The sequence below is a fragment of the Stenotrophomonas sp. ZAC14D1_NAIMI4_1 genome (assembly GCF_003086775.1).
Taxonomy (GTDB): Bacteria; Pseudomonadota; Gammaproteobacteria; order Xanthomonadales; family Xanthomonadaceae; genus Stenotrophomonas.
This window is the reverse complement of record NZ_CP026001.1, coordinates 63,217-87,157: the sequence shown is the minus strand read 5'-3', so window position 1 is coordinate 87,157 and position 23,941 is coordinate 63,217. Positions and strand designations below refer to the sequence as shown.

Here is a 23,941-nt window from a genome sequence, read left to right as displayed (position 1 = left end):
GCCGGCATGGCGTGCAGGGCGGCGCCCTGCACGCCAACGCGCTTCAGTACAGCGTGCGCTCCGGTGCGCCCGCCGGCGGCGGGGTGTACTGGTACAGCCAGGTTTCGGTGAGCGGCTTGCCGCCACTGCGCAGGTACAGGCGGATGTCGATCTGCTCGGTACTGCCCTCCGGCGGCACCAGGTCGAACATCGCGCGGTAGCCGTTGATCTCGCGCAGCGGCCGCGCCGACACGATCTCCACCCGGCCGCGGCTGGCTTCCACCACCGCCTCCACTTCGCCCTTGTCGATCAGCCTGGCCAGCTCGCCGCCTTCGAAGTCCACCGCAAAGCGCCAGCTGAAGTACTCGCGCTTCTTGCCCACCACGCCGCCCAGGCCGGTGTGGGTGGCCACGCAGTGCGCCAGCGGCGTGCGTGCCGGCGGCTCGGCGCCCCAGAACAGGCGGTAGCCGACCAGCAGCTCCTGGCCCGGCTGCGGCTTTTCCTTCGGGTTCCAGAACGCCACGATGTTGTCGAAGGTTTCGTCCACGGTGGGGATCTCCACCAGCTGCACCGAACCATCGCCCCACTCGCCCTTCGGTTCCACCCACAGGCACGGGCGCTTCTCGTAGAACACGCCGTCATCCTGGTAATGGTCGAAGTTGCGGTCGCGCTGCAGCAGGCCGAAGCCGCGCGGGTTGTGGTCGACGAACATGTTGAAGCGCAGGTTGCGCGGGTTCACCAGCGGTCGCCAGATCCATTCGCCGGCACCGGTCCACATCGACAGGCCATCGGTGTCGTGGATTTCCGGGCGCCAGTCCCACCCCATGCGGCGGTCGTTCTCGCCCACCTGGTACATGCTGGTGCACGGGGCGATGCCCAGGCGCTCGATCGCCTTGCGCGGGTACAGCGCACTGTCGATATCCATCAGCAGCACGTCGCCGTTGGTGATGGCGAAGCGGTAGGCACCGGCCACGCTGGGCGAATCGAGCAGGCCGTAGACCACGATCGTGTCCGAGTCGGCCGCCGGCTGTTCCAGGTAGTAGGCGATGAAATCGGGGAATTCCTCCGGCTTGCCCATGCCGGTATCGATGGCCAGCGCACGCGCGGACTGGCCGTACTGGCCTTCCTTGCCGACGGCGCGGAAATAGCTGGCGCCGAGGAAGGCGGCGAAATCGCGGTCGGTGTCCTTGCGGGTGTTCAGGCGGAACCCGGCAAAGCCCAGGTCGGCCGGCAGCTCGCCGTTCTTCAGGCCGCTCTTGCCGTAGTTGAACGCCGCACCGTCATAGGCCAGTTCCTGCGCCTTGCCGTCGACCACGTCGAACATCCGCACCGGCGAATGGAAATACAGGCCCAGGTGGAAGAACTTCGCCTGGAACTTGCCGGGCTGGTCGGCCCACAGCGCATGGTCCTGGCGGTAGCCGATGGATTGGTACTGGTCCCAGTCGAGGGCTTCCAGCGGCTTGGGCAGCACCCGCTTGTGGCTCTGGTACGGCGCCTGCGCCAGTGCGCGGGCCTGGCCCTTCAGGGTGGCGAAGTCGAACGGCTGCGGCTGGCCGAGCCGGCGCAGGCCGAGCTGGCCACTCTTCCCGGCCGCGCAGGCCGGCAGGGTCGGCAGGCCAAAGGCGGCCAGGGCCAGGGAGGCATTGCGGAGGAAGTCGCGTCGTTGCATGCAGGCGCGGAAGCAAGGGAAAGGTCGGCCATCATAGGCAGACAAACGTTAACGGGCAGCGGAGGGCTGTACGGCTGGTTCAGGCTGTGCCAGCGCGGCCAGCCGCGCGTCCAGCTCACGCAGTGCCGGGGCGTGCGCCCCGCGCTGGGCCAGCAGCAGCTGGCGCGCTTCGGCCAGCGCAGCGCGCGCGGGGCCCGGCTGCCCGGCCTGCTGCAGCGCGCTTGCCTGTGCCAGCAACGCCTGCGGCAGCAGGGCGGTGTGGTCGGGCTGGCGCCAGATCGCCACCGCCCGCGCGTAGTGCCTGGCGGCCAGAGCGGCATCCCCCCGATCGCTGGCCCATTGCCCCAGTGCGAACTCGCCCTGGCCCACCTCGCGGTGGGCCGGGCCCAACGCGGCCAGCAACTGCGCCTGGACCTGCTGCAGCTCCTGCCCTGCCTGCTCGCCCTGCCCGCGCTGCAGGGCCAGCATCGCGCGGGCGCGGCGTACCACCAGCGCCTCGGGATGGCGCGGGCCCCAGGCGTCCTGTGCTGCCTGCCAGGCCAGGTCCAGTTCGCTGGCAGCGGCCTCGGTCCTGCCTTGCCGCGCCAGCACTTCGCCCCGCTGGCGGTGCAGGCCGATCACCTGCGGGCTGCGGCCATCGCTCGGCTGGTCCAGCAGGCCCAACGCCTGCTGGTAACCGGCCAGCGCCGCAGGCAGGTCGCCGGCGCTGGCATCCAGCCCGGCCAGGTCGGCCAGCGATTCGGCGCGGCCAAAGCGCTGGCCGATGCCCTCGTGGCGCAGGGCGAGGGCCTGTTCGAATGACGCGCGCGCCGCCTCCGCATTGCCCAGCTGCGCCTGGCAGCGACCCAGCTGGCTGTGGAACTCGGCCACCGTCGCCGGCAGTGCGTCGGCTTCGCTGGCGGCCAATGGCTGCAGCGGTTGCAGGTGCGCCAGGCAATCGCGGTCGCGGCCCAGCATGCGCAGCGCGCGACCCCGCTGGGTCACCGCTTCCAGCTGCAGGGCGGGCGGCACGTCGTCCACCTGCTGCAGCAGCCGGCGTTGCTGGTCCAGGGTCTGCAGGGCCAGCTGGTAGTCGCCCAGGCCGATCCGCAGGCGGCCGATCACGCCTTCCAGTTCGGCCAGCGCCAGGGGCTGGTCGGCCAGCTCGGCCTCACCGCGCTGCTGCCCGGTGGCCAGCAGCTGCGGCACGTCGAAATGGCCATGGCGCTCACTGGCCGCCTTGTCGAACAGGCTGACGGTGAAATCCTGCATCGCCTGCGCGCGGGCCATTTCCGCCTGTGCCTGGCGCGCCTGCCACAGCGCGATGGAGGTGGTCCCGAGCAGGGCCAGCACCGCCAGCAAGGCCAGCGCCACGCCCCAGCGGTGGCGGCCGATGTACTTGTTCACCCGGTAGCCCACGCCGGGCGGCCGGGCCTGGATCGGCCGGCCCTGCAGGTAGCGTTGCAGGTCGCCGGCCAGCGCCTCGGCCGAGGCGTAGCGCTGTGCGGGATCTTTCTGCAGCGCTTTTTCCAGCAGTACGTCGAGGTCGCCGCGCAGCTGCCGGGCCTGCCGCTGCAGCGCGCGCCGGGCGGCACCCGGCTGGTCGGCCAGGCGCTGCAGCAGCGCCGAGGCGCGCGGGACCTGCACGTCCAGGATCGACCGTTCCCATTCGGCATCGCTGTGCCGGCGCAGGCGGTAGGGCTTGTGCCCGGTCACCACCTCGAACAGCACCACGCCCAGCGAGTAGACATCGGTGAGGGTGGTCACCGCCTCGCCGCGCACCTGTTCCGGCGCGGCGTAGTGCAGGGTGAACGCGCGCACCTCGGTGGGCGGGTGGGTGGCGTCGGCATCGTCGTGGTCGAGCAGCGCGGCAATGCCGAAATCGAGCAGCTTCACCGTGCCATCGGCGCGCACCAGGATGTTGGAGGGCTTCAGGTCGCGGTGCACCACCAGGTTGGCATGGGCATGGCTGACCACCGCGCAGACCTGCAGCATCAGCTGCAGGCGGGTTTCCAGCGGGGGCTGCAGGCGCCGGCAGTAATCGCTGATCGGTTCGCCTTCCACGTAGTCCAGCGCCAGGTAGGGCTGGCCGTGCTGGTCCACGCCGGCATCCAGCAGCTGGGCCAGGTGCGGATGCTGCAGGCGGGCCAGGATCTGCCGCTCGCGGCCGAAGCGCTGCCGCAGCCCGGGGTCGGCCACGCCGCTGCGCAGCAGTTTCAGTGCCACCTGGCGCTGGTACAGGCCGTCGCAGCGCTCGGCCAGCCAGACTTCGCCCATGCCGCCTTCGCCCAGTGGACCCAGCAGGCGGTAAGGGCCTACCTGGCTGCCGGCGCGCCCCGGTGGCGGTGCGGTCCACAGCGGCTGGGCCATGAACTCCTGGCTGTCGGCCTCCTGCAGCAGCAGGTGTTCCAGGTCGCGGCCCAGGGTCGGGTCATGCTCGGCCAGGCGCTGCAGGCGCAGCTTCCGCGCCTCCGGGGCCAGCTCCAGCAGCTGGTCCAGCCAGGACGACAGTTGCTGCCAGCGCGCGGCATCCATGGTCGGCCTGCGCGCCTCAGTCGCCGCGCATCGCCGCCAGCAGGAACAACCGCGCCTTCTGCCAGTCGCGGCGGATGCTGCGCTCCGAGCGCTGGCTGAGTTCGGCGATCTCCTGTTCGGACAGGCCCGCGAAATAGCGCAGCTCGACCACCCGCGCCAGGTGCACATCGACCGCCTGCAGCCGCTCCAGGGCGACATCCAGCGCCAGCAGGTCTTCGTCCAGGCGCACGCCGCTGCTGCTGTTCTCGGGGATCTCGGCCACCCGCTTCAGGTCGCCGCCGCGCTTGCGCGCCAGCCGGTTGCGCGCGTAGTCGACCACCACGCTGCGCATGGCCGAGGCGGCATAGGCGAAGAAGTGCGCGCGATCCTCGAAGCGTGCCGCGCCGCGGCTGCCCAGCAGTTTCAGGTAGGACTCGTGGACCAGCGAGGTGGCGTCCAGGGTGCGCCCCTGCTGGCCGGCCAGCTGGCGCCGGGCCATGCCGTGCAGTTCCTGGTAAAGCGTGGTCAGCACGCGGTCCAGCGCCGTGCGGTCGCCACCGCGCGCGGCATCCAGCCAGACAGTGATATCCGGTCCTTCGTCCATCGCAACCTCCCCCGCAGCGGATGCTGTGCGGACTATAACGCCGCCCGCGTCCGCTGCATGAAGAGATTCAGCGCTGGCAGCGGCTGCACCACACGCTGGCGCGCTGGCCGATCATCGCGTGCTTGAGCGGGCGCCCGCACTGCGGGCACGGCAGGCCGTCGCGGCCATAGACCAGCAACTCCTGCTCGAAGTAGCCCGGGGCGCCATCGGGGCTGATGAAGTCGCGCAGGGTGGTGCCGCCGCGGGTGATGGCATAGCCGAGGGTGTCCTTCACTTCGCGGGCGAGCCGACGATAGCGTTCACGCGAGACCTTGCCGGCTTCACGCAGCGGGCTGATGCCAGCCTTGAACAGGCTTTCGGCGGCGTAGATGTTGCCCACCCCGACCACCACCGCCTGGTCCATCAGGAAGGTCTTCACTGGCGCGCTGCGGCCGCGGCTGCGTTCGAACAGGTAGTCGCCGTCGAAGGCGTCGTCCAGCGGCTCCGGGCCCAGCCCCTGCAGCAGCGGGTGGACCTCACCGGCCGGCTGCCAGAGCAGGCTGCCGAAGCGCCGCGGGTCGTTGAAGCGCAGCAGGCGGCCATTGTCCAGGCTGATATCCACATGGTCGTGCGCGCGCAGCGGGGTATCGCCCGGCAGCACGCGCAGGCTGCCGGACATGCCCAGGTGCAGCACGGCGCTGCCGACGGCGGTATCCAGCAGCAGATACTTTGCGCGCCGGCGCACCGCCTCGATGCGCTGCCCCGGCAGCAGATCGGCCACCTCCGGCGGAATCGGCCAGCGCAGGTCGGCGCGGCGCAGGATCACCCCGTGGACGCGGCGGCCTTCCAGGTGCGGCGCCAGGCCGCGGCGGGTGGTTTCTACTTCGGGCAGTTCAGGCATGGGCTGATTCTACGCCCGCACGACACGCGATCCGTCACCAACCGGTAGCGCCGGGCCGTGCCCGGCGGCAGGCGTCCCGTCCACGCCCCTGCGCTCGCCGCGCATGGCCCGGCGCTACCGCAACGTCAGCGCGGCGGTGCCGACAGTTCGCGTGCGTCCAGGTACCCATCGCCATTGGCGTCCTGCTTGTGGAAGCGCTGCACGATCACCTGGCGCTGCTGCTCGCGGGTGATCGGCCTGCCCTTGCCACCGGGCAGTTCATCGGCGGTCAGCACACCGTCGCCGTTGCGGTCCATGTGGTCGAAGGCATACAGCATCCACTGCACGTATTCGGTTTCGCTGACCTTGCCATCGCCGTCGCTGTCCATGCGCTGCAGGTAGGTGGCGGTGTCACTGACCTGCGCTGCCGCGGCCAGCGGCAGCAGGCACAGCAGCGGAACCAGCAGCTGCCTCATGCGCCCACCAGGGTGTAGCCCTTCAACCGCGCGGCGTACGCCTGCAGCGCAGCGATGCCGCTTTCCTCGGCCTCGTGGCACCACGCCTGCAGGTGGCGCAGGCGCTCGGCGGCATCGTGGCCACGGGCTTCCAGCAGCGCGGCAAGGCGCGCGCGGTATTCCACCAGGGTGCGGATGCGCGGGCGCTGCGCAACCCACGCGCTGAGCTGGGCGCGGTTGTCGGGCTGCAGCCAGCGGCCATCGTTGACCAGGCCAAGGCGCAGGCGGCGCGGCAACAGGCGGCGCAGCTTCGCCCCGGCCTGCGTGGCTTCCTCGCGCAGGGCCGGCATGAACACGTTGCGCTGGTAATCGGTCATCGCCTGGAAGCGGTGCGAGAGCAGCGCCTTCAGGGTCTCGGCATCGGGCACGGCAATGTTCGGGCGCACGTCCATGGCCGGTGCAACGCGCAGCACCTTGGCCAGGCGCAGCGCCTGCAGCACGCGGATCGCGCTCCAGCCGATGTCGAACTCCCAGCGCCGCATGGCAAAGCGCGCCGAGCTGGGGAAGGCATGGTGGTTGTTGTGCAGTTCCTCGCCACCAATCCAGAACGCCCACGGCGTGAGGTTGGTGGACGTGTCGGCCGACTCGTAGTTGCGGTAGCCCCACCAGTGGCCCAGGCCGTTGACCACGCCTGCGGCCCAGAACGGGATCCACGCCATCTGGATCGCCCACAGGGCCACGCCGGGCAGGCCGAACAGCACGCTGTTGATGGCCAGCAGCAGCACCGGGCCGAGGGTGGCGCGCGGGGTGTAAAGGTGGCGCTCGATGGCATCGTCCGGGGTGCCACGGCCGTACTGTTCGATATCCGCACGCATGCCGCGGGCCTCGCGGTAGAGCTCCACGCCGTGCCAGAACACCTTGCCGATGCCACGGGTGACCGGGCTGTGCGGGTCGTCCTCGGTTTCCACCTTGGCGTGGTGCTTGCGGTGGATGGCCACCCACTCACGGGTGATCATCGAGGTGGTCAGCCACAGCCAGAAGCGGAACACATGCGCGACGGCCGGATGGAAATCGACTCCGCGATGCGCCTGGCTGCGGTGCAGGTACAGCGTGACCGAGAAGATGGTGAGCTGGGTGAATACCAGCAGCACCGCCAGCATGGCCCAGCCACCCAGGCCGAGCACGCCACCGGTAAGCAGGGAGATCAGGGCATCGGGCATGGCGGCACTCCAGATCGACGCGGGATGGCAGACATGATGGGCGCTTAAGTTGCAAACTGCACCCTCGCGACGGTCGTCGTGCACCGTCATAAAGTGCCACCGTTCACAGTTGGGGACCTGAGTTGTCGAGCCTTGATCCGCGCACCCGCGCCATTACCACTGCCCCGTCCGCCGCGGAGTTGCCGCCGCTGATCGAACTGGACCACGCCAGCGTGGTCCGCGGCCAGGTGAAGGTCCTGCACGGGCTCAGCCTGCGCATCGCGCAGGGCCAGCACACCGCGCTGCTGGGCCCGAACGGCTGCGGCAAATCGACGTTCATCAAGCTGATCACCCGCGAGCTGTACCCGCTGGCCCAGGCCGACGGCCGGGTGGCGGTGAAGGTTCTGGGGCAGAACCGCTGGCAGGTCGATCGCCTGCGTTCGCAGCTGGGCATCGTCACCGGCGACCTCAGCAGCAACCTGTCCGACATGCCCGGGCTGACCGTGGAACAGGCGGTGCTGTCCGGCTTCTTCGCCAGCTACGTGGTGCCGGCGTTCCGCGAGGTGACGGCGGACATGCGGGCACGGGTGGGCGAGACGCTGGCGATGACCGGCGCACTGGCCCTGCGCGAGCGCGCCTATGCCGAGCTGTCGGCCGGCGAGACCCGCCGCGTGCTGATCGCCCGCGCCCTGGTCAACCGGCCGCAGGCGCTGCTGCTGGATGAGCCCTCCACCGGGCTGGACCTGGTGGCGCGGCAGCAGCTGGTGGCGACCATGCGCGTGCTGGCCCAGCAGGGCATCACCCTGGTGCTGGTGACCCACCATATCGAGGAAGTGATTCCCGAGATCGAACGCGTGGTGCTGCTGCGCGACGGCCGCGTGCTGGCCGACGGCACGCGCGATGAACTGCTGCGCGACGAACCGCTGTCGGCGGTATTCGGCGGGGCGATCAGCGTGGTGGAACAGAATGGGGTCTTGACCGCGTACGCGGGGTAATCCGGCGGGACGGCGGGACGGCGGTAGAGTCGACTGTTAGTCGACTATCGCGCGCAGCGCGGGGTTCTCGCGGTCTGTTGGGAGGCTAGTCGACTAACAGTCGACTCTACCCCGCGGTCATGTCATGCCGGTGCAGCGGGCCGGGGAATCCGACCCGCCACGCGCTCCTCAGAACCGCAGCGCCAGCGCGCGCGATTCGATCGGCGCCATCCGGCTCTGGTCCTGCAGCTGCAGGTCACGCAGCTCATACGGTGCGCCGAAGCCGGCCGGCAGCGCGGCCTGGTCGAACGGCAGCACCAGCGCGCCACGGCCAGCGCCCTCGAACCATGCGGCCGCGTGCGCCTGCGCCACCGGCTTCAACTGGCCATCGGCGCCGGTGGCGTACAGCGTGCCGCGCGCCTCGTAGCGACCCGCGGCGGCCACCTGCAGCGGCAGGCTGACCTGGCGGCTGGCCGCATCGGGCGTGGCCTGGCCGCTGAAGCGTGCGGTCGGCTGCGCCACCGCGAAGGCCACCTTGCCATCGCGCAGCACGCCATCGGCCTGGGCGAACACCTGCAGCTCCCACAGGCCCTGCACCGTGCTGGCCTCTGCCGGAATGCGCACCTGCGCACGCAGGCTGCCATCGGTGGTACGCAGCAGGCGCTGCGGCCAGCTGCGGCCGTCGGGCGCCACCAGCAGGGCTTCGCCGCCGAGGCTGCTGCGGCGCGCGGCCAGCTTCGCGGCACTGGGGCCGTCTTCCAGCAGGCGCGCCTGCAGCTGCACGCTGCCACCGGCCAGCACCTGCGCCTGGCTGGCCTGCACCTCCAGCCGCACCGGGCTGTTGGGTTCCAGCACCTGCACCACGTAGCGGCCCTGCGCCTGCGCGCTCTGCAGCCGGTACGTGCCCACCGCGCTGCTGGCGCCAGTGCGCAGCATGCTGCTGCCATCGGTCACCGCCATGCCTGCAGCCTGCAGCTGCCGCGCATCGACACTGCGCGCCACGCTGCTGCGGCCGGCCGCATCGCGCACCTGCAGTGCCTCGGCAGGCAGCGCGCGTGCACCGGTGCCCGGGCTGAGCTGGATCACGGCATCCGGTGCGGTCAGCGGCAGGTCCAGGCCGCGTTGCAGTTCGGCGGCGTCGACCTGCTGCCAGTAGCTGCGGCTGACCGCCGCGTAGGCGCCCGGTGCCCGCAGCGGCTGCGCCGGGTCCAGCGCCCAGGCGAAGGCCAGCGGCACGCGCTCGCTGTCATCGGCTGGCAGCGGCGCGGCCACCAGCGCCGCGGGCACCTGGTCACCGGCAGCGGCGGCACGCAGCGCCTGCGCGGCATGGGCCGGCACAGCGGCAAGTGCAGCCAGCATGGCCGCAGCCAGCAGGGTTGATTGGATCTTCATGGTCATCTCCCTCACTGGGTCAGGTCGTTGCGCAGGATCGTGCCCAGGCCGAAGCACTCGCGGCGGCTCTGGTTGTGGCTCAGCGGCTCGGCGCCCTGGGTACGCGCCTTGTCGGTGAACCACAGCGTGCCGGCCGCCTTCTGGCTGCTGCACTCCAGGAAGCCGTCCGAACAGGACGACAGCCAGTTCTGGGTGAACTCCAGGCCGACGTTGGCCGCGTAGCCGCCGCAGTAGCTGTTGCTGTCCCACACGGCCGATTCGACATCGCTGCCGACCACCGCGCGGAAGGGTTTGGGCAATGCCGGGCGGCCGGCGGTGCCATACAGGTTCTGCGCGTTGTAGGTGGCCATGTGGCCGACCTGCTGCATGCGCACCGCATCGTTCTTGTAGCCCAGCAGCCAGCCCAGCGAGGTCTCGAAGGTGTTGCCGTTGAGCACCGCATCGGCCAGCGGCGTGCCCGCCGAGGACGGCGCCAGCGCGGTGACCTTGCGCACCGTGCTGATGATCTTCGGGTAGCGGCTGTCGTAGGTGGGGTTGGACAGGATCCAGCGCACCACGTTGCCGCCGTTGGAATGGGTGATGACCACCAGCTGGGTGATGCCGCGGCTGTCGATGAAGCTGGTCAGCTGGTTGGCCAGGCAGCCGGCAGCTTCCGGCTTCCACATGTACTGGGTGAAATCGCAGTTGATGACCACGTAGTTGCTGCTGTTCGGCAGGCCCTGGCGCACGGTGTCGATGATCGCCGGCTGCCAGTAGTCCTGGGTGGCATCGGTCTGGGCGCCGGTGCCGTGCACGAAGGCCACGCCGTAGACATCGGCGGCCTGCGCCGGGGTGCAGGCCAGGCCCAGCAGCAGGGCCAGGCCGGTACTTCCTGTTGCGGTGCTGCGCATCGCATCTCTCCCTCGTCAGCGGATCCCCCCGGCCCGGCTGTGGCCCGATGCTGGCGGCGAACGCGCGTGAAAGTCCGTGCGCTGCGCCCGTATTCGGGAGATTGGCGAAGATGGATGATCTTGTTGCAGGATAATGACTACCCAGAGCCACCATGCCGGGTCTGGCCGTATGACCCATGGACGCTGCGGGCGGCAGGAGGGGCTGCGATCATGGCCGCTGTGTTTCCTGTCTCGAGCCTGCCCATGTCTTTGCCTGCCCTCCCCGCCCGCCCCCTGCTCGGCCTGGCCATCGCCCTGTCGCTGGCCGGTTGCGCGTCCACCGCCACCGCACCGACCGCGGTGGAATCCAACGTCACCACCAAGGCGGTGGGCTACCTCGACAAGGCCGCCGTGCCGGCCAGCATCGCCCTGGTGCCGGCGCCGCCGGCAGCCGGTTCGGCCGGCTTCGCGCTGGATGAGCAGGTCAGCCGCGAAGCCCGCGCCCTGCGTGGCACGCCGCGCTTCAGCCAGGCGACCAGCGATGCCGAACTCGGTTTCCCGGCTGGCGCCAACCAGTTCTCCTGCGCCGCCGACATCGACGTGGACGCGGTGAAGACCCCCGCCCTGTACCGCCTGCTGGAGCGCAGCCGCATCGATGCCAGCGCGGCCACCAAGGCCGCCAAGAACCAGTACCAGCGTCCGCGCCCCTTCATGGTCAACGGCGAGCCGACCTGCACGCCCGACGATGAAGCCGGCCTGCGCAGGAACGGCTCCTATCCGTCGGGCCACACCTCCATCGGCTGGGCCTGGGCGCTGATTCTCTCGGAGATCGCGCCGGACCGCGCCGACGCCATCCAGGCGCGTGGCCGCAACTACGGCGAGAGCCGCCTGGTGTGCAACGTGCACTGGCAGAGCGACATCCTCGAAGGGCGTTTCATGGGTGCCGCTGCGGTGGCCCGCCTGCATGACAACGCGGCGTTCAACAAGGATCTGCTGGCCGCGCGCAAGGAGATCGCCGACGCTCGCAAGGCCGGCCTGCATTCCAGCCGCGACTGCGCGGCCGAGGAAGCGGTGCTGAAGGTGCGGCCGCAAAGCGCGCTGTAAGGCATCGCCGCTGCGCTCGCCGGGCATGGCCCGGCGGACCTGTAAAACAGAAGGGCCGGCATTGCGCCGGCCCTTCTTCATTGCATCACGCCATCAACCGCCTCAGAACTTCGCGGTGAACTCGACGCCGAACGTGCGCGGCTCGTTGAGGAAACCGGTCAGGTTGTTGAAGTCGATCGCGCCGACCACGCGGGTCTGGTTGGTCAGGTTGCGGCCGAACACGGCCACGTCGTACTGGCCGTAATCCCAGTTGTAGCCCACGCGCAGGCCACCTTCCAGCGAGCTGCGGCTGCGGAACTCCGGCGACTCGTACAGGAAGAAGTTGACCGCACTCTTGTACGCCCAGTCGGTGTACACGTAGACCTCGCTGGCATCGTTCACCGGGAAACCGGCACGCAGGGTCAGGTTGTGGATCCACTTCGGCGCCTGCGGCAGCGGGTTGCCGTTGACCAGCGCGTAGGTGCCACCGTTGATGACGGTGGTCGGGTCGGTGATGGTGCAGCCACCGCCACAGATCGCCACGGCCAGGTCACGGTCCTTGATCTCGGTGTCGTTGTAGCTGCTGCCCAGCGTCATCAGCACGTGGTCGGTCAGGTACGCCTCGAAGTCCAGCTCGAAGCCCTGGCCGATGGTCTTGTCGGCGTTGAGCAGGGTGGCGGTGTTGTTGCTGCCACCCACGGCGATCAGCTGCTGGCCATCGACGTTGTAGCGGAACACGTTGAAGCCCAGGCGTGCGCGACGGTCGAACAGGTCGGCCTTGATGCCGGCTTCGTACGAGATCACCTTCTCCGAATCGGCCTGGGTGACGCCGCCGAAGGCCAGGCGGCCCTGGATCGACGGTGCACGGAAGCCCTTGGCCACGCGCGCATAGGCGTTGATGTTGTCGGTGATCTGGTAGACGCCGCTCAGGTCCCAGCTGACGTCGTCGACATCGCTGTTGGCCAGGTACGGGCCGCTGACCGGCGTGCCGCCCGGCACGGCCTGCAGCACGCTGGCGGTGAAGTCCTTCTTGTCCTGGGTGTAACGCACGCCAGCACGCAGCTTGAAGCGGTCGGTCACGTCCAGGTCGCCCGAGGCGAACGCGGCCCAGGCCTTGTTGCGCTGGCTCTGCACGGCGTGGCCGGTCTGCGGGTTGCCCGGGGTCAGCGAGTCGTAGTTGAAGCTGTCGATGGTGACGTCTTCATCGAAGTAGAAGACGCCGGCCTGCCAGTCGAAGCGGCCCCACTCGTTGGATTCGACGCGGAATTCCTGCGTCCACTGGCGGTGGTGCGGCAGGCCGTCGGCCGATTCGGACGGGAACGGAATCAGGCCCGGGCCGGAGTTGCCGGCACCCAGGAACGCCGCGCCGTAGCCACCGTCGACGTCGCCGTGGTTCAGCGATTCGGCGGTTTCATAGCCGGTGATCGAGTGCAGGGTGACGCGGCCCAGGTCCCACTTGAGGCGTGCGCTGCCGCCCCAGGTTTCCAGGTTGGAGAAGTTCAGGCCATCGGTGGAGACCTTGTCGCGGTCGAAGTTCTCGACCAGCGCGTTGCTGCCCTTCTGGATGATGTTGGCGCGGAACAGGCGGGCGGTGCCGTTGAGCTTGCGCTTGTGCAGGTTGAACAGTGCTTCGACGTCGTCACCTTCGTACAGGAACTGCACGCGGCCAGCGGCCTCGTCATAGCCCTCGAAGCCCGAGCTGGGCGCGGTGGTGATGGTGTTGTCGACGTAGTTCTCGCGGCGCTGGTACAGCGCCGACACGCGCGCCGACCAGCGGCTGGTCAGCGGGCCGCCGTAGGCACCCTGCACGTTCCAGGTGTCATACGTGCCGTAGGACATCTTCACGTAGCCATCGGCGTCCTGCGACGGACGAGCCGAATCGAACTTCACCACGCCTGCCGGGGTGTTGCGGCCGAACAGCGTGCCCTGCGGGCCACGCAGCACTTCCACGCCGGCCAGGTCGAACAGCGGGAAGCCCTTCAGCAGCGGGCTTTCCTGCACCACGTCGTCATACACCAGCGAGACCGGCTGCGAGGCATTGAGATCGAAGTCGGTGTTGCCCAGGCCGCGGATGTAGAAGCGCGGGAAGGCACGACCGTAGGACGATTCGATGTTCAGGCTGGGCACGCGCGCGGACAGGAAGCGGATGTCATCGCCGGCGGAGCCGAGCACATCGAGCTTCTCGCCCTGGATCGCGGTGATCGCGACCGGCACGTCCTTGGCGTTCTCGACGCGGCGCTGTGCGGTGACCTGCAGGGCGTCGAGGGCAACCGGATCCTTGGCAGCGGGGGTTTCCTGGGCGGCTGCTACCAGCGGCAGCAGGGCGGAAAGAGCGGCAACGAGGGGACGCGCGACCGGAAATCGGCCACGGGAAGTGCGGGTCGGAGACATGGCGGTAGGCTGTGTTTGGAGGGGTGGTAAAACGGCGCTACCAGATAATTGTTGCAATACAGCACCTGCGCCGCAAATGCCGATCGTTCATGGCCCCTGCCCGCAGCGCCCCCGGCAGGCCGCTAGACTCGCGCTTTCCCCTTGCAACAGAGCTGCTGCGATGACCCAGTGGTACTTCCACGCCGCCGGCCAGGCCGAGCGTATCGGCCCGCTCGACGAGCACGCTGCACGCCAATTTGCGCAGGCCAACCCGCGGGCACTGGCCTGGTGCCAGGGCATGAGCGGGTGGACAGCCGTGTCCGAACTGGCCGTATTGCACGCGGGCCCGGCAGCGCCTGCTACCGCCGCACCGCCGGTACTGCCCGCCGCCACGCCCGCCGCCACGCAGGCAGCCAGCAGCAGCGGCGGCCACGGCGATCCCATCGATTTCCGCATCGTCGGCCATGAAATGCAGTTCGTGGAGATCGGCCTGGACCCGGGCGAAAGCGCGATCGCCGAAGCGGGCGCGCTGATGTTCAAGGAATCGACGGTGCAGATGGACACCGTGTTCGGCGACGGCTCGCAGGCCAGCAGCGGCTTCATGGACAAGGTGATGGCTGCGGGCCGCCGCGTGGTGACCGGCGAAAGCCTGTTCGCCACCGTCTACACCCAGACCGGCACGGGCCGCGGCAAGGTCGCCTTCGCCGCGCCCTACCCCGGCACGGTGCTGCCGATGAAGCTGGACCAGCACGGCGGGCGCCTGATCTGCCAGAAGGACAGCTTCCTGGCCGGCGCGCGCGGCGTACGCATCGGCGTGCAGTTCCAGCGCAAGATCATGACCGGCCTGTTCGGTGGCGAGGGCTTCGTCATGCAGAAGCTGGAAGGCGACGGCTGGGTCTTCATCCATGCCGGTGGCTGCGTGATCGAGCGCGAGCTGGCCGCCGGTGAACGCCTGGACGTGGATACCGGCTGCGTGGTGGCCTACCACGCGTCGGTGGAGATGGACGTGCGCCGGGTCAGCGGCATCAAGAGCATGCTGTTCGGCGGCGAGGGCGTGTTCCTGGCCACGCTGACCGGGCCAGGCAAGGTCTGGCTGCAGTCGCTGCCGTTCTCGCGGCTGGCCGGGCGCATGTGGATGGCCGCGCCGCAGGGCGGCGGGCAGAGCCGCGGCGAAGGCTCGATCCTGGGCGGGCTGGGCCGCGCACTGGGCGGCGACAACCGCTTCTGATCCTGCACGGTAGCGCCGGGCCATGCCCGGCGAGCACAGCGGCAGCTGAACCATCCGCCGGGCACGGCCCGGCGCTACCCACGGATTTTGCACCTTCGGTATGCTGGCGCCCTTTCCTGAATCCGGCGCCCTGAGCGCATTGCCGATGAGCCTGTTCCGCCCCCGCGTGCTGCTGTCCGTCGCCCTGCTCGGCCTGTTGGCCGGTTGTGGTGGCGAGGAGGTCCGCCCCACTCCGCCGCCGCAGCCGATCCTGGTACCGCAGGCCAAGCCGGTGAAGATCGGCATCGCCCTCGGTGGCGGTGCAGCCAAGGGCTTTGCCCACATCGGCGTGATCAAGATGCTGGAAGCCAACGGCTTCGAACCGGTAGTGGTGTCGGGCACCAGCGCCGGCAGCGTGGTCGGCGCGCTGTATGCCAGCGGCATGGACGCGTTCCAGATGCAGAGCAAGGCCGTGGCGCTGGATGAAGCCAGCATCCGCGACGTGCGCCTGTTCTCCGGCGGCCTGGTGCAGGGCCAGAAGCTGCAGGACTACGTCAACGAGCAGGTGGCCAACCGGCCGGCCGAAAAGCTGAAGAAGCCGTTCGCCGCCGTCGCCACCCAGCTGGAAACCGGCGAGCGCGCGATCTTCGTGCGCGGCAACGTCGGCCAGGCCGTGCGCGCGTCCAGCAGCATCCCCGGCGTGTTCGAGCCGGTGAAGATCGGTGGCCGCAACTACATCGACGGCGGCGTGGTCAGCCCGGTGCCGGTGGATGCCGCGCGCCAGCTCGGTGCCGAGTTCGTCATCGCCGTGGATATCTCCAGCAAGGCCAGCGGCAAGGCACCGACCGGCATGCTGGGCATCGTCAACCAGTCGATCTCGATCATGGGCCAGCGCCTGGGCGAGCAGGAACTGGCACGCGCCGACATCGTCATCCGGCCGAAGGTGCTGGACATCGGTGCCGCCGATTTCAGCCAGCGTGGCACTGCCATCCTCGAAGGCGAGAAGGCCGCGATGGCGGCGATGCCGCAGATCCGCGCGAAGATCCAGCAGCTGCAGAAGGCGCGCGCGGCGGCATTGGCACCGGCTGCACCGGTCGTGCCGAAGTGCGATGAGCCCTCGCGCCTGGGCAGGATGATGGGCCGCAAGGAAAAGTGCTGAGTGTCCTGCCGCGTCGCTGCTGAGCGGCGCGGCATCCCGCGCTAGCGCACCGGCCGGTAACCGCTGGCCTGCTGCCGTTCGCGCCGGCGTGCCTGGCGCGCCTGTTCCTGCAGCGCCGCGGTGTGCTGCAGCTGTTCCATGCCATCGGCGGGCACGTGCAGCTGGCGGCGCGCACGGGTCAGCGCCAGGTAGACCGCGCGCACCGGGTTGTGCCAGATGCGCCCGCCCTGCCCTGCGCTGAAACAGCCGGGCGACAGCGAGACGACGTCGAACTGCAGGTTCTTCGCGTGCTCGGCCAGGCACAGCACCACGCGTGCATCGGCGGGCGTGTCCTGGTCATCCAGCGCCTGCAGCAGTGACTGCACCCGGTCGGCCGAAGCGAACAGGTCCGCCCATGCGCCCTGCCCGTCGCCGGCCTGCGTGGCCAGGAAACGCTCCTGCATCTGGTTCGACCCGCTATCGCGGCGGCGCCAGGCATCCAGCGGCCCCTGCAACGCGCTGCGCAGCGCGCGCAGCGAGGCCGGGTGCAGGTAGGGCCGCAGCCCCTGCGCCTGCAGCTGTGCGGCGTCCAGGGCCAGATCGGCGGCATTGCCATGGATGCGCAGGCCCGTGCGTGGCACCTGCGACCAATCGCGGTAATGCAGCACACCCGTGGCGCGGTCAGCGGCACCCACAAACGGACCGCTGTCCGGGCCCAGGCCATCCAGCGCCAGCGCCTGGTTGACCAGGCCATCGACCTGGTTGCCCTGGCGCACCGACTGGTGCATTTCCAGCACCTTCGATGCGGCCCAGCGCGGCACCGTGCCGGACAGGCACTGGTGCGGGTCGCCCAGGCTGACCACACCGGGGGCGTGACCGGCCAGCAGCTGCTTCCACGACGGGCTCAGGTCATGCGCCTCGTCCACCAGCAGCATGCCCATGTCCTGCGGCGGGGTGACGCCGCGCAGCGCCAGCCACTTGCCGATGTGCGCCGGGCTCAGGCTGAGCAGGGCGCCACGCTGCAGTTCGGCATCGAACATGCTGCGCCAGACGTGCTCGGCCGCCGCCAGGTAGGGCGCCACGTCGAGCATGGCGGCCGGCACCGAGCGGTCGAAATGCTGGAATGCCATGCGCGGTGCGGACGACGCGCACCAGCGGTTGATGGCCTCGAAGGCGGTCAGCAGCACCTGTTCCGGGCTGCGCCCAGCGATGCCCTGCAGGCCGATGCGGCCGGCGATCTCGCGCGGGGTGCGGGTGCTGCGCCGGTAGCTGGCGACGAAGCCGCCGGTCTGGCCGTTGCGCGCAGCGTGCTGGGCCACGCGGTTGGCGAATTCGATCTGGGTCAGCAGGCGCACGGCCGTGCTGGCCGGCACGCGGGCGCGGAACGCTTCGACCTGGCCGCGCGACGGCGCAATGTAGGTATAGCGGCCCGGCCGCGCATCCATCAGCGCCAGCACCAGGTGGCCCTTGCCGGTACCGGCGTAGCCATCGAGGTCGATCAGTTCATCGGGATTGGCCGCGATGGCACGCAGCACGCGGGCCTGCTCGGACGTGTACAGGCCATGGTGTTCGACCGCGCGCGAATCGCTGGCAACGGTTTCGTCCTGGTCGTCGTCCTCATCGTCGCTGGCGAACGCGGCCGGGAAGCGGATCTCATGTTCGGCCAGGGTTTCCTGGCAGGCCTGCTGCAGGGCCAGGCCCGGGTACTCGCTGGGCGACTGCGCGATGAAGTCCTGCAGGATCTCCGCCGGTGCCAGCAGCACGCCATGGGCGGCCAGCGCGGCCAGCCAGGCGTCCAGCTCCGGCTGGCCACCGCCACCCGTACCGGTCAACTGCGCGGCGGCGGTTTCGCTGGTGGCGAACAGCGCGCAGGCCTCGTGCAGCAGGCGCTCGATTTCAGCGGGTGTGTGCAGGCGCGCGCGGCACAGCTGCGCGGCCATCAGCCCGGCCTGTTCCAGCGCGCTCTGCGGCGGCGTGCCATGGGCGATGTAGCGCGCCAGCGACTTGCGCTGCAGCGGCAGGAAGGTGGTGGTAAGCACCGGGTGCTGGAGTTCGGACATGCCTGGAACCGGAAAGGAACGCTGCGCCGCGCGCAGGGCGGTGATGCTCGGCTACCCGCCCGGCGCCGTCAAATCGCCGCAGCCGGTTTACTCCAGCTGCGACAGCGGCAGCGCCTGGAAGCCCTTCACCGTGCGCAGCACGAAGCTGGAATTGGCATCGGCCACGCCGCCGGCGTTGAGCAGCCTGTCCAGCAGGAAGCGCGAGAAGTGCTCCAGGTCGCGCACGTAGACGTGCAGCAGATAGTCCATGTCGCCGGTCAGGGCGTGGCAGGCCACCACTTCATCCCAGCCCTGCACGCTGTCCACGAAGTGGCCGATGGCCGCCTGGTCGTGCTTTTCCAGTTGCACGCGGACGAAGGCCTGCAGGCCCAGGCGCAGCTGGCGCGGTTCCAGGCGCGCGCCGTAGCCGACGATCACTCCTTCGCTTTCCAGCCGCTGCAGGCGCCGCAGGCAGGCCGACGGCGACAGGTTCACCCGCGTCGCCAACTCCGCGTTGGTGGCGCGACCATCACGCTGGATCTCGGCCAACAGGCGTATATCCGTGCGATCGAACTGGACTTCTCCGGCCATTGCTGCCCCGCAACACGGTGAGTACGCAAGGATATTGCGCCACGAGGCCCATTACGCGCAACTTTTGCAACCCTGTTGCGCGCGCCCTGCCCTAGCATCACAGGTATCCCTTCAAGGAGTGCCCCATGGACCTCGCCCAGCCCCGCCGCGTCGAACACCAGCAGACCGACAAGGGCTACGTGCCGGTGTACACCACCGCGCTCGTCGAGCAGCCGTGGGACACCTATACCGCCGACGACCACGCCACCTGGAGCACGCTGTACCAGCGCCAGCGCGAGCTGCTGGTGGGCCGCGCCTGCCAGGAATTCCTCGACGCGCAGGACGAGATGGGCATGAACGCGCACATGATCCCGCGCTTCGACCAGCTCAACGAAGTGCTGGGCGCGGCCACCGGCTGGACCCTGGTGGGCGTGGAAGGCCTGCTGCCGGAACTGGATTTCTTCGACCATCTGGCCAACCGCCGTTTCCCGGTGACCTGGTGGATCCGCCGCCCGGACCAGATCGACTACATCGCCGAACCGGACCTGTTCCACGACCTGTTCGGCCACGTGCCGCTGCTGATGAACCCGGTGTTCGCCGACTTCATGGAGGCCTACGGCCGCGGCGGCGTCAAAGCCCACGCGATCGGCCCGGATGCGCTGCAGAACCTCACGCGCCTGTACTGGTACACGGTGGAATTCGGCCTGATCGACACGCCCGACGGCCTGCGCATCTACGGTGCCGGCATCGTGTCATCGAAGGGCGAATCGCTGTACTCGCTGGAATCGGCCGCGCCCAACCGCATCGGCTTCGACCTGCAGCGGATCATGCGCACGAAGTACCGCATCGACACCTTCCAGAAGACCTACTTCGTCATCGACAGCTTCGAGCAGCTGATGCAGGCGACCTCGCCGGACTTCACCCCGATCTACGCCGCACTGGCCGACCAGTCGCACCTGCCCGCCGGTGACGTGCAGGCCGATGACCGCGTGTTCCAGGCGGGTACGGGTGAGGGGTGGGCGGACGGCGGGGACGTGTGAGGCGAGGGCTCAGCGCAGGCGATCAGGAAGTGCCGTTGGCAATTGATTGAGTCGTTGCAGGACCGCGTGCGCGTGATAGGTGCGCCCCCAGCGACGATCACTGCCGGGGACGAGGATGCCTTCTGCCTCAAGCGCGTAGATCCCTGTCAGGGCTGAGCGATCAGACACCCCCAACAAGGCAGCCACCTGGCCTGCCGTCACCACCGGGTGGCCGATCAGCAACGGCGGAAGCCTGCGCGCCACCGAGTCGCGACGATAGCCTTGGAGTTCAATCTCCCACGCTGCGGTGAGCCGGGACATGTCATCGGCGATGGAAATCGCGTCGTGCGCAGACTCGACCACGGCCTGGCACAGCATATCCATCCATGGCCCCCACTCACCGCGAATCTGCACCTGGTTGAGCGCGTCGTAGTAGGCGCTTTTGTTGCGCAACAAGGCGCCTGACAGATAGAGCGGCGGGTGGCCTTCGGCGGCGAGGATCAACGGCAGCAGCAGCCTTCCCGTACGTCCATTGCCGTCCTTGTAGGGATGGATGGTTTCAAACTGGGCGTGGGAAATCGCGAGCTGCGCGATGATGTTGAGTTCGAACTGCTCTTCCTCGGCGGGCTCGTACTTCAACATGGCACGCTCGAGTTCACGCATCGCCGCGTCGATGCGGTCGGGCGGCGAAGGAACGAAACGGGCATCCTCGGGTCGTCCCCCCAGCGGACCGATGGTGGCCTGCTCCTGGCGGTACCGTCCCTTGGGAAAATCGTCCGGGGCATCCTGCATCAACACCGCGTGGAGCTGATTGACAAGGGCGAGATCGAGCGCCTCGCGACCGCTGGCACGCACGGCATCAAGGCCCTCTTGCAGTGCCTGCACGTAGCGCTCGGTCACCACGACATCGGCAGGCAGACCATCCAGGCCGAGCGTGGCCTCAAACACCAGCAGTTCGTCCAGGTTGGTCTGGGTCCCCTCGATCTGGGAGCTCTGGACGGCTTCGCGTCGCGCGAGCGTCCGGGTCACCATGTCAGGGGCTGGCCATTGCCGCATCGCCTGATCCAGACGGTCCAGCGATGCATTTGCAGCGATGAGGCGCTGCCGCGAGCCCGTATGCCCTTCAGGCAACCGACGAGGCGTCGGAAATCTCCGCTGGGATCACTCCTATCCTTCAAAAGCCCCCCATGCTTTTGAAGTTTATGCAACTAAACTTCAAAAGCGTTGGGGTGTTTTGAAGTTTCCGGGTACGCCGACGGCGCCGGTATCCTGCACAGCATGACTGATGTATTTGCTTCGCTGCGCGTAACCGACGTCGCCTTCAACGACGACTTCATCCTGCTGACCCTGGCCGATGGCCGCCGCACCCGCCAGCCACTGCGCTGGGCGCCCGCGCTGTTCGAAGCCACGGCCCAACAGCGCGCGCACTGGGTTGCCACCGCCGATGGCCTGGGTGTGAACTGGCCCGCACTGCTGCCGCCGCGCGAGCAGGGCGTGGTCGATATCCCCAACCAGGTGTGGGATGACCGCTACGAGGCCGCGCTGGCGCGCCTGAAGGCAGCCGCATGGGCGCTGGATGCGCTGTCCGACGAAGACCAGCAGCTGGTGGCGCTGTGGCGCATGGAAGCGGACATCAACAACGGCGGCTTCATGCAGTTCCTGTGCAACTGGGGTGACCCGACCTGCCAGCTGGCGCTGCGTGCGCTGCAGGCGATGGGCGCGGTGCAGACCCACGCGATCCTGGCCGGCATGCGCGGCCTGCTGGACCGGCTGGAGGAGGACCCGGCAATCACGCAGCTGCACGACCTGTACGGCGCGATGACCGAGGAGGAGCAGGCCGCCCTGCACGCCTTCGACGAAGCCTATTTCGAGCGGCCGGAGGACCTGGCGCGGCTGGGGCTGAAGCACTTCGGGCCGGAGCCGGTAGAGTCGAGCTTGCTCGACTGACGCGTTGCCAGGATAAGGAGCAGTCGAGCAAGCTCGACTCTACGGTTCACCGCGGGTACGCCAGCAGCACCACCAGATCCTCCTCACCCACCTGCTGCAGCGCGTGCGTGCTGCCCGTGCGCGTCAGCAGCGCGTGGCCCGCGCGCACGTCGTGCTGCTCTCCATCCAGCACGTAGCTGCCCTGCCCGCTCACGATGTAGTAGATCTCGTCCTTGTGCTGCGGGTGCAGGCCGATGCCGGCGCCCTTGTGCAGCACGCGCTTGCGCAGCACGAACGGAAGGTCCGTCGCGTCGGCGAAGAACGGGTACGCGGTGGTCGGCCCGGCGCCGCCATGCGGGCCCGGTTGCGCGCGTGCAACCGTGTCTTCATGCAGCACCTGCGAGGGCCGCTGCGCATCGGCGCCCTGCCCTGCGCCCATCACGTCGCAGTCGATATCACGCACCAGCGCCGGTTGCAGCGCTGGCAGCAGCGGCACGGCCTCGCGCAGCACCAGGCAGGCCACTGCATTGGCACCGGCCACGCTGAAATGCGTGCCGTCGGCCTTGCCCTGCGCAGGCACGAACAGGAAGTACGGGCGCGCGCCCTGTTCGCCCAGCGCACGGATCCAGCGCGTGCTGCGGTCATTGAGCTCGATCAGCGCGACGTGTTCGCGCGCAGCCAGCTGCTGCATCGCCACCGTGTAGCGCGCGTGCGTATCCAGCAGTGATCCGAAGTCGTACAGCAGCCGCGCCACCGGCGTGACCAGCACCGGCGTGGCGCCCTTGTCGCGCGCCACCTGCACATAACGCATCAGCAGGCGCGGGTAGTCAGTCTCCGGATCGGTATAGCGCGTGCGGTCTTCGAACTTCGCATCGTTGTGGCCGAACTGGATCAGCAGCACATCGCCGCGGCGCAGCTCGCTGGCGATCGCCTCCAGGCGCCCTTCGTCGATGAAGCTGCGCGTGCTGCGCCCGCCTTTGGCGTGGTTGTGTACTTCGAAGCGCGCCGGGTCCAGGTAGCTCTGCAGCGCCTGGCCCCAGCCCGCCTGTGGCGCACGGTCGGGCCCATACTCGGCCGCGGTGGAGTCGCCAGCGATGAACAGCCGCACCGGCGCCGCCTGCGCGGTGGTGCACGACAGCAGCAACAGCAGCAACAGGTAGCGCATGGCGGAGCCCCGGTAGTGCCGGCCGCTGGCCGGCAACCTCATGAACGGAGAAAGCATCGCCTCGATGCCGGCCAGCGGCCGGCACTACCCAGGCCAGTGCGCGTCAGCGCGCCAACCAGCCACCATCGACCGGCAGCACGGCACCGTTGATGTAATCCGACGCCGACGACGCCAGGAACACCGCCGCACCGGCCAGGTCTTCCGGGTTGCCCCAGCGGCCGGCCGGAATGCGCTCGAGAATGGCCTTGTTGCGGTCTGCATCGGCACGCAGGGCGGCCGTGTTGTCGGTGGCCATGTAGCCCGGCGCGATGGCGTTGATGTTCACGCCCTTGCCTGCCCATTCGTTGGCCAGCAGGCGGGTGATGCCGGCGATGCCGCTCTTGCTGGCGGTGTACGAGGGCACGCGGACGCCGCCCTGGAACGACAGCATCGAGGCGATGTTGATGATCTTGCCGTGGCCCTGTTCGATGAAGTGGCGGCCGGCGGCCTGCGAGATGAAGAACGCAGACTTGATGTTGACGTTCATCACGTCGTCCCAGTCCTGCTCGCTGAAGTCCACCGCATCGGCGCGGCGGATCAGGCCGGCGTTGTTGACCAGGATGTCCAGCCCGCCCAGGCCTTCGATGGTTTCGCGCACCACGCGCGCCACCGGCTCGATGCTGATCAGGTTGGCTTCGATGGCCAGGCAGCGGCGGCCCAGCGCGGTGATCTTTTCGATGGTTTCGGTGGGCGGGGCGATGCCGGCCACGGCGACGTCGGCGCCAGCGGCGGCCAGTGCCACGGCGATGCCCTGGCCCAGGCCGGTATTGCCACCGGTTACCAGAGCGACCTTGCCTTCCAGGCTGAAGGGATTAGCCATTGCGTATGCGTTCCTTGGTAGAGGCGAGCGGGGGGTGCGGCGACGGCCGCCGGCGCGCGGTGCGCGGCGGCC

20 protein-coding genes are annotated in these 23,941 nt (G+C 69.1%); 6 read left to right on the top strand and 14 right to left on the bottom strand.

Features of this window, described 5'->3' with window-relative positions:
* Positions 1-43: 43 nt before the first annotated feature.
* The 6 genes from C1927_RS00345 to C1927_RS00320 form a co-directional block, all read right to left on the bottom strand.
* Complete coding sequence (locus tag C1927_RS00345) at positions 44-1,648, bottom strand: glucan biosynthesis protein D (RefSeq protein ID WP_079224561.1); 1,605 nt, start codon at positions 1,646-1,648, stop codon at positions 44-46.
* 48 nt (positions 1,649-1,696) lie between these two features.
* Positions 1,697-4,162: a serine/threonine-protein kinase gene (locus C1927_RS00340; protein ID WP_108745618.1), complete on the bottom strand. Its 2,466-nt coding sequence runs from the start codon at positions 4,160-4,162 to the stop codon at positions 1,697-1,699.
* Between the two features lie 16 nt (positions 4,163-4,178).
* Positions 4,179-4,745: an ECF-type sigma factor gene (locus C1927_RS00335; RefSeq protein WP_079224557.1), complete on the bottom strand. Its 567-nt coding sequence runs from the start codon at positions 4,743-4,745 to the stop codon at positions 4,179-4,181.
* 67 nt (positions 4,746-4,812) lie between these two features.
* A complete protein-coding gene (gene mutM, locus C1927_RS00330) occupies positions 4,813-5,625 on the bottom strand; it encodes a bifunctional DNA-formamidopyrimidine glycosylase/DNA-(apurinic or apyrimidinic site) lyase (protein WP_108745617.1) in 813 nt (270 codons plus the stop codon).
* Positions 5,626-5,750: 125 nt separating this feature from the next.
* Entirely contained in the window at positions 5,751-6,080 is a 330-nt protein-coding gene (locus C1927_RS00325) for an EF-hand domain-containing protein (RefSeq protein ID WP_108745616.1), read from the bottom strand.
* Positions 6,077-7,279 carry a fatty acid desaturase gene (locus C1927_RS00320; RefSeq protein ID WP_108745615.1) on the bottom strand — a complete coding sequence of 401 codons (1,203 nt, stop codon included), beginning with the start codon at positions 7,277-7,279 and terminating at the stop codon, positions 6,077-6,079. The genes C1927_RS00325 and C1927_RS00320 overlap by 4 nt, the downstream gene beginning before the upstream one ends.
* Positions 7,280-7,431: 152 nt before the next feature.
* Here C1927_RS00320 and C1927_RS00315 point away from each other — a divergent pair, with 152 nt between their 5' ends.
* Complete coding sequence (locus C1927_RS00315; protein WP_174208711.1) at positions 7,432-8,253, top strand: ATP-binding cassette domain-containing protein; 822 nt, start codon at positions 7,432-7,434, stop codon at positions 8,251-8,253.
* 168 nt (positions 8,254-8,421) lie between these two features.
* Here the strand turns inward: C1927_RS00315 and C1927_RS00310 are convergent, their stop codons facing one another.
* Positions 8,422-9,624 (bottom strand): DUF4785 domain-containing protein, encoded by a 1,203-nt coding sequence (locus C1927_RS00310; RefSeq protein ID WP_108747735.1) that lies wholly within the window; start codon positions 9,622-9,624, stop codon positions 8,422-8,424.
* Positions 9,625-9,635: 11 nt separating this feature from the next.
* Positions 9,636-10,514 carry a hypothetical protein gene (locus C1927_RS00305; RefSeq protein ID WP_108745614.1) on the bottom strand — a complete coding sequence of 293 codons (879 nt, stop codon included), beginning with the start codon at positions 10,512-10,514 and terminating at the stop codon, positions 9,636-9,638.
* Between the two features lie 243 nt (positions 10,515-10,757).
* Here C1927_RS00305 and C1927_RS00300 point away from each other — a divergent pair, with 243 nt between their 5' ends.
* On the top strand, positions 10,758-11,597 hold the full coding sequence (locus C1927_RS00300) for a phosphatase PAP2 family protein (protein WP_079225447.1): 840 nt from the start codon (positions 10,758-10,760) through the stop codon (positions 11,595-11,597).
* 102 nt (positions 11,598-11,699) lie between these two features.
* Here the strand turns inward: C1927_RS00300 and C1927_RS00295 are convergent, their stop codons facing one another.
* Positions 11,700-13,967: a TonB-dependent receptor gene (locus tag C1927_RS00295; protein ID WP_079224549.1), complete on the bottom strand. Its 2,268-nt coding sequence runs from the start codon at positions 13,965-13,967 to the stop codon at positions 11,700-11,702.
* A 160-nt stretch (positions 13,968-14,127) separates the two neighbouring features.
* Here C1927_RS00295 and C1927_RS00290 point away from each other — a divergent pair, with 160 nt between their 5' ends.
* Both C1927_RS00290 and C1927_RS00285 read left to right on the top strand, forming a co-directional pair.
* Complete coding sequence (locus tag C1927_RS00290) at positions 14,128-15,174, top strand: TIGR00266 family protein (protein ID WP_079224547.1); 1,047 nt, start codon at positions 14,128-14,130, stop codon at positions 15,172-15,174.
* A 145-nt stretch (positions 15,175-15,319) separates the two neighbouring features.
* A complete protein-coding gene (locus C1927_RS00285) occupies positions 15,320-16,312 on the top strand; it encodes a patatin-like phospholipase family protein (protein ID WP_079224545.1) in 993 nt (330 codons plus the stop codon).
* 41 nt (positions 16,313-16,353) lie between these two features.
* Here the strand turns inward: C1927_RS00285 and C1927_RS00280 are convergent, their stop codons facing one another.
* Entirely contained in the window at positions 16,354-18,351 is a 1,998-nt protein-coding gene (locus C1927_RS00280) for a hypothetical protein (protein ID WP_079224544.1), read from the bottom strand.
* 87 nt (positions 18,352-18,438) lie between these two features.
* Complete coding sequence (locus C1927_RS00275) at positions 18,439-18,921, bottom strand: Lrp/AsnC family transcriptional regulator (RefSeq protein WP_079224542.1); 483 nt, start codon at positions 18,919-18,921, stop codon at positions 18,439-18,441.
* Positions 18,922-19,046: 125 nt separating this feature from the next.
* On the opposite strand from C1927_RS00275, the gene phhA reads away from it, so the two are divergent.
* Positions 19,047-19,940, top strand: coding sequence for a phenylalanine 4-monooxygenase (phhA, locus tag C1927_RS00270; RefSeq protein ID WP_108745613.1), 894 nt, complete (start codon positions 19,047-19,049; stop codon positions 19,938-19,940).
* A gap of 9 nt (positions 19,941-19,949) precedes the next feature.
* Here phhA and C1927_RS00265 read toward each other — a convergent pair whose 3' ends face one another.
* Positions 19,950-21,050: a Fic/DOC family N-terminal domain-containing protein gene (locus C1927_RS00265; protein WP_159095262.1), complete on the bottom strand. Its 1,101-nt coding sequence runs from the start codon at positions 21,048-21,050 to the stop codon at positions 19,950-19,952.
* Between the two features lie 147 nt (positions 21,051-21,197).
* Between C1927_RS00265 and C1927_RS00260 the strand changes: the two genes are divergently transcribed.
* On the top strand, positions 21,198-21,866 hold the full coding sequence (locus C1927_RS00260) for a DUF4375 domain-containing protein (protein ID WP_108745611.1): 669 nt from the start codon (positions 21,198-21,200) through the stop codon (positions 21,864-21,866).
* Positions 21,867-21,912: 46 nt separating this feature from the next.
* Here C1927_RS00260 and C1927_RS00255 read toward each other — a convergent pair whose 3' ends face one another.
* Both C1927_RS00255 and kduD read right to left on the bottom strand, forming a co-directional pair.
* Positions 21,913-23,010, bottom strand: a complete 1,098-nt coding sequence (locus tag C1927_RS00255; protein WP_108745610.1) for a GDSL-type esterase/lipase family protein — start codon at positions 23,008-23,010, stop codon at positions 21,913-21,915.
* Positions 23,011-23,113: 103 nt separating this feature from the next.
* Complete coding sequence (gene kduD / locus C1927_RS00250) at positions 23,114-23,869, bottom strand: 2-dehydro-3-deoxy-D-gluconate 5-dehydrogenase KduD (protein ID WP_108745609.1); 756 nt, start codon at positions 23,867-23,869, stop codon at positions 23,114-23,116.
* Between the last annotated feature and the right edge of the window lie 72 nt (positions 23,870-23,941).

Bases quoted from the DNA above. Each gene is read 5' to 3' on its own strand.
- C1927_RS00345 (WP_079224561.1), bottom strand. From the start codon at position 1,648: ATGCAACGACGCGACTTCCTCCGCAATGCCTCCCTGGCCCTGGCCGCC.
- C1927_RS00340 (WP_108745618.1), bottom strand. From the start codon at position 4,162: ATGGATGCCGCGCGCTGGCAGCAACTGTCGTCCTGGCTGGACCAGCTG.
- C1927_RS00335 (WP_079224557.1), bottom strand. From the start codon at position 4,745: ATGGACGAAGGACCGGATATCACTGTCTGGCTGGATGCCGCGCGCGGT.
- mutM (WP_108745617.1), bottom strand. From the start codon at position 5,625: ATGCCTGAACTGCCCGAAGTAGAAACCACCCGCCGCGGCCTGGCGCCG.
- C1927_RS00325 (WP_108745616.1), bottom strand. From the start codon at position 6,080: ATGAGGCAGCTGCTGGTTCCGCTGCTGTGCCTGCTGCCGCTGGCCGCG.
- C1927_RS00320 (WP_108745615.1), bottom strand. From the start codon at position 7,279: ATGCCCGATGCCCTGATCTCCCTGCTTACCGGTGGCGTGCTCGGCCTG.
- C1927_RS00310 (WP_108747735.1), bottom strand. From the start codon at position 9,624: ATGAAGATCCAATCAACCCTGCTGGCTGCGGCCATGCTGGCTGCACTT.
- C1927_RS00305 (WP_108745614.1), bottom strand. From the start codon at position 10,514: ATGCGCAGCACCGCAACAGGAAGTACCGGCCTGGCCCTGCTGCTGGGC.
- C1927_RS00300 (WP_079225447.1), top strand. From the start codon at position 10,758: ATGTCTTTGCCTGCCCTCCCCGCCCGCCCCCTGCTCGGCCTGGCCATC.
- C1927_RS00295 (WP_079224549.1), bottom strand. From the start codon at position 13,967: ATGTCTCCGACCCGCACTTCCCGTGGCCGATTTCCGGTCGCGCGTCCC.
- C1927_RS00290 (WP_079224547.1), top strand. From the start codon at position 14,128: ATGACCCAGTGGTACTTCCACGCCGCCGGCCAGGCCGAGCGTATCGGC.
- C1927_RS00285 (WP_079224545.1), top strand. From the start codon at position 15,320: ATGAGCCTGTTCCGCCCCCGCGTGCTGCTGTCCGTCGCCCTGCTCGGC.
- C1927_RS00280 (WP_079224544.1), bottom strand. From the start codon at position 18,351: ATGTCCGAACTCCAGCACCCGGTGCTTACCACCACCTTCCTGCCGCTG.
- C1927_RS00275 (WP_079224542.1), bottom strand. From the start codon at position 18,921: ATGGCCGGAGAAGTCCAGTTCGATCGCACGGATATACGCCTGTTGGCC.
- phhA (WP_108745613.1), top strand. From the start codon at position 19,047: ATGGACCTCGCCCAGCCCCGCCGCGTCGAACACCAGCAGACCGACAAG.
- C1927_RS00260 (WP_108745611.1), top strand. From the start codon at position 21,198: ATGACTGATGTATTTGCTTCGCTGCGCGTAACCGACGTCGCCTTCAAC.
- C1927_RS00255 (WP_108745610.1), bottom strand. From the start codon at position 23,010: ATGCGCTACCTGTTGCTGCTGTTGCTGCTGTCGTGCACCACCGCGCAG.
- kduD (WP_108745609.1), bottom strand. From the start codon at position 23,869: ATGGCTAATCCCTTCAGCCTGGAAGGCAAGGTCGCTCTGGTAACCGGT.